This is a genomic window from Corallococcus sp. CA053C, from assembly GCF_003611675.1.
In the GTDB taxonomy this organism is placed as follows: domain Bacteria; phylum Myxococcota; class Myxococcia; order Myxococcales; family Myxococcaceae; genus Corallococcus.
The window spans coordinates 1-3153 of the sequence record NZ_RAWA01000651.1 but is presented as its reverse complement, the minus strand read 5'-3'; the positions used below and the strand labels follow the sequence as shown (position 1 = coordinate 3153).

Here is a 3153-nt window from a genome sequence, read left to right as displayed (position 1 = left end):
GTCCAGGTCCACGTCCGCCAGCAGGTCGTCCGCGACGAGGAGGCTGGGATTGGCCTCGGACGGGGGACGGCGGCGGGTGGACGGCATGGTGCCCGGGGGGACGCCCGGGGGCGGAGTGCGCTTCACGGGCGCGGGCAGCGCGACCGCGGCCTGCTGGGACTGCGCGGCCTGCCGTGCCTGTGCGGCCTGCGCCTGCTGCTGCGCGTGCGCGGCCTGCTTGGCCTGTGCTTGCTGCTGGGCCTGTGCAGCCTGCTGCTGTGCGTAGGCGGCCTGCTGCGCCTGTGCGGCCTGCTGCTGCGCGTATGCGGCCTGCTGAGCCTGCTGCGCCTGCGCGGCCTGCTGCGCCTGTGCGGCCTGCGCCGCCTGCTGCTGCGCGTATGCAGCCTGCTGAGCCTGTTGCTGCGCGTATGCAGCCTGCTGAGCCTGTTGCTGCGCGTATGCAGCCTGCTGCGCTTGTGCGGCCTGCGCGGCTTGCTGCTGTGCGTACGCGGCCTGCTGTGCCTGCTGCTGCGCGTGCACGGGCTGCTGCGCGTACGCGGCCTGTGCGCCGTTCTGGGGCGCGAACGCCTGCGCGTGCTGCGCTCCATTCGCGGCGTGCGGCTGCGCGTGCTGTGCTCCGTTCGCGGCGTGCGGCTGCGCGTGCTGTGCTCCGTTCGCGGCGTACGGCGGCGCGGCCGGCGGTCCTCCGGCGTTGCCGAAGAGCGCGGCGACTTCGGGGGGCGGCTGCGGCTTGGTCTCGACGGGGCGCTGGTTGAGGATCCGCGTCTTCAGGACGAACGGGCCACACAGCACCTCGTCCACGGAGCGGATCTCGCAGGCGGTGACCTGGTGTCCGTTGACGAAGACGCCGCTGGTGCCGCCGCCCGCGTCCTGGATCGCGGTGCGACCGTTCTGGAAGTACAGCATCGCGTGGCGCGGGGACACAGAGGCATCGTCCAGCCGCAGGTCCGACGACGCATCGGATCCGAGCGCGTAGGTACCAGGGACGAAGACCTCCGTCCCCACCAGGAGGCCGTCGCGGAGGATGACGACTTGCAGGACACTGGGCTGGCCGCTCAACGGTGACGCTCCCTTCGAAGGGTGATGGGCGGTACGGCCCTACTGATCGTAGACGGTGGCGAGCGTCTCGGAGCGGAAGCTGTCGCGCTCGCGAAGCATCGACCGCACCTTCAATTCCTTGCGGTCATACAGGTACACGGCGCCCGACTTGTTCGTCTGGCCCTGGATGAGCCGATCATCGAAGTCGATGCGCGACGGGCCGCGCTGCGGAGGCGCGGACGACGCGGTGGCCCCGGCCTCACCCGTCACCGGATCCGTGACGGCATTGGCACCCGCATTCGATTTCGTCTCGATGCGCGGCGGCGCCTTGGCCGCGCCCTTCTTGGCCTTGGCAGCCTTCACCCGGGCGGCGCGTCCACGCCCCTGGGCCCAGGCATCGTTCGCGGTGGAGAGGGGACCGAAGCCAAGAACGCTGGCGATGGCGAAGACAAAGAGGAAACGTCGCATCATCAACAGGTTAAGCGATGCGTGCCCCAAGCTGTCAACGCACACTCCAGCCCCATTCACTGACCTGCGTCGGGCAGGTGTGGGGGGCAGTCCACCTCACGTGGGGCGGGATCTCCACGCCACCACCGGGTTCTTCTTGGCATGTTGGAAAGGTCGCGTGAGATTCCTTCCACACGGTGCTTCCCCAGCATGCGAGCAGACGTGGTGAGAAGTCATCGCGAGGCGGTGGGTGGATGAGGGATGCTCGCGGACCGGAGGCTCGCGCGCTCGTGACGGGACGGATTCGTTGGGTGGCATTGACCGCGGGAGTGCTCGGGGTCCTGGGCGTTGCGGCCGTCGGGATGAAGCTGCGGGGAGACCCGCCACGCCCCCAGGCTCCGCCCGTCGTGGCTCCCGCTGCCCCGGAAGCGCGGCCCCTGCTCCAGGCCGTGGGGCCCAGGCTGACCAGCAACCAGACCTCGCAGCCGCTCTCGCTCTATGGCGAGGGGCTGGTGCCAGGGCTGCGGCTGGTGCTCGGAGCTCCCTTCGCCCGCGAACTACCCCTCACCGTGGTGGATGCGCGCCACGCCTACGCGAGGCTGCCCGCGGACCTCGCGCTGCCGGCGGGAACGGCCCAGGTGGACGTGCAGCTGTCGCTCGCCGCGAGCACCGGCCCCCGGCCCGCGGGCACCGCGCGGCTCACGGTCGTCAACGACGCGGCCTTCCCGGATCTCACGTCCGTGGCGCTCGCTCCGGATGGACGCACGCTCTTCGTGGCCTCGCCGCCCACCGACACGGTGTTCGCGCTCGACGTGGAGTCGGGGCGCGTGGAGGCGATGGCGGTGGGAGACGGGCCGTCCGCGCTCGCGACGTGGAAGGACCCGGGTGGCCATCCGTGGCTGGGCGTGGCCCACCAGTCGGACGCCGGGCTCTGGCTGTACGCCCTGGATGCGCGGGAGCGGAAGCCTCGCGCCGTCCCCGCGCCCGCGGGCGTGTGGGGCCTGGAGGTGGATGGCGCGCGCGGCGTGGCGTTCGTGGCCGAGCACGTGCGCGACACCGTGCACGCGCTCGCCCTGGCGGACGGCCGCGAGCAGTGGAGCGCGCCGGTGGATCCGAACCCGAGAGCGCTCGCGCGGCTCAAGGGCCTGCTGGCGGTGGGCAGCCTCCAGACGGGGCAGGTGGTGCTGCTGCGCCAGGACGACGGCCGGGAGCTGGCCCCGGTGGTGCCGAAGCCGGGTGTGCCCATCGTCGGAGGGACGACGGAGGCCTTCTCCGCGCAGGTGATGGGCGGCAAGGCGCCGCGCGCATTGGTGGCGAGCGAGCGGCTGGGCCGCGTCTTCATGGCGAGCCTGGGCCCGAACGTGGGGCCCAACGCCCAGCGCATGGAGGTGAGCGCGAACAGCGGCGTCGCGGTGCTGGACCTGGACCGGCAGACGGTGGTGCGGCACCGGGGCTTCGGCGCGGGCGTGACGGAAGGGCTCGCGCTGGATGACCGGGCCGGCCTGCTCTACGCGGCGGACGTGGGCTTGGGGCAGGTGCGGGTGCTGGACGCGAAGGCGCTGGTCGCCGGGGACGCGGCCGCGCGCGCGGCGGTGCTCCAGACGCTGCCCATCCCTCCGCCCGAGGGCACGCCGCGGATCCGCCCCCAGGAGGACCTGGGGACGAAGG

At 72.4% G+C, this 3153-nt stretch carries 3 protein-coding genes; 1 reads left to right on the top strand and 2 read right to left on the bottom strand.

The window, feature by feature from the left end; translation table 11 throughout:
• Together D7V97_RS46340 and D7V97_RS41625 are read right to left on the bottom strand one after the other, a co-directional pair.
• Positions 1-1059: FHA domain-containing protein (locus D7V97_RS46340; protein WP_233583574.1), on the bottom strand; the 1059-nt coding region annotated here is incomplete at its 3' end.
• A gap of 39 nt (positions 1060-1098) precedes the next feature.
• Positions 1099-1509, bottom strand: a complete 411-nt coding sequence (locus D7V97_RS41625; RefSeq protein WP_233583573.1) for a hypothetical protein — start codon at positions 1507-1509, stop codon at positions 1099-1101.
• A 383-nt stretch (positions 1510-1892) separates the two neighbouring features.
• Between D7V97_RS41625 and D7V97_RS41620 the strand changes: the two genes are divergently transcribed.
• Positions 1893-3153, top strand: a 1261-nt coding sequence (locus tag D7V97_RS41620) for a YncE family protein (protein WP_368669019.1), incomplete at its 3' end; no start/stop codon positions are given.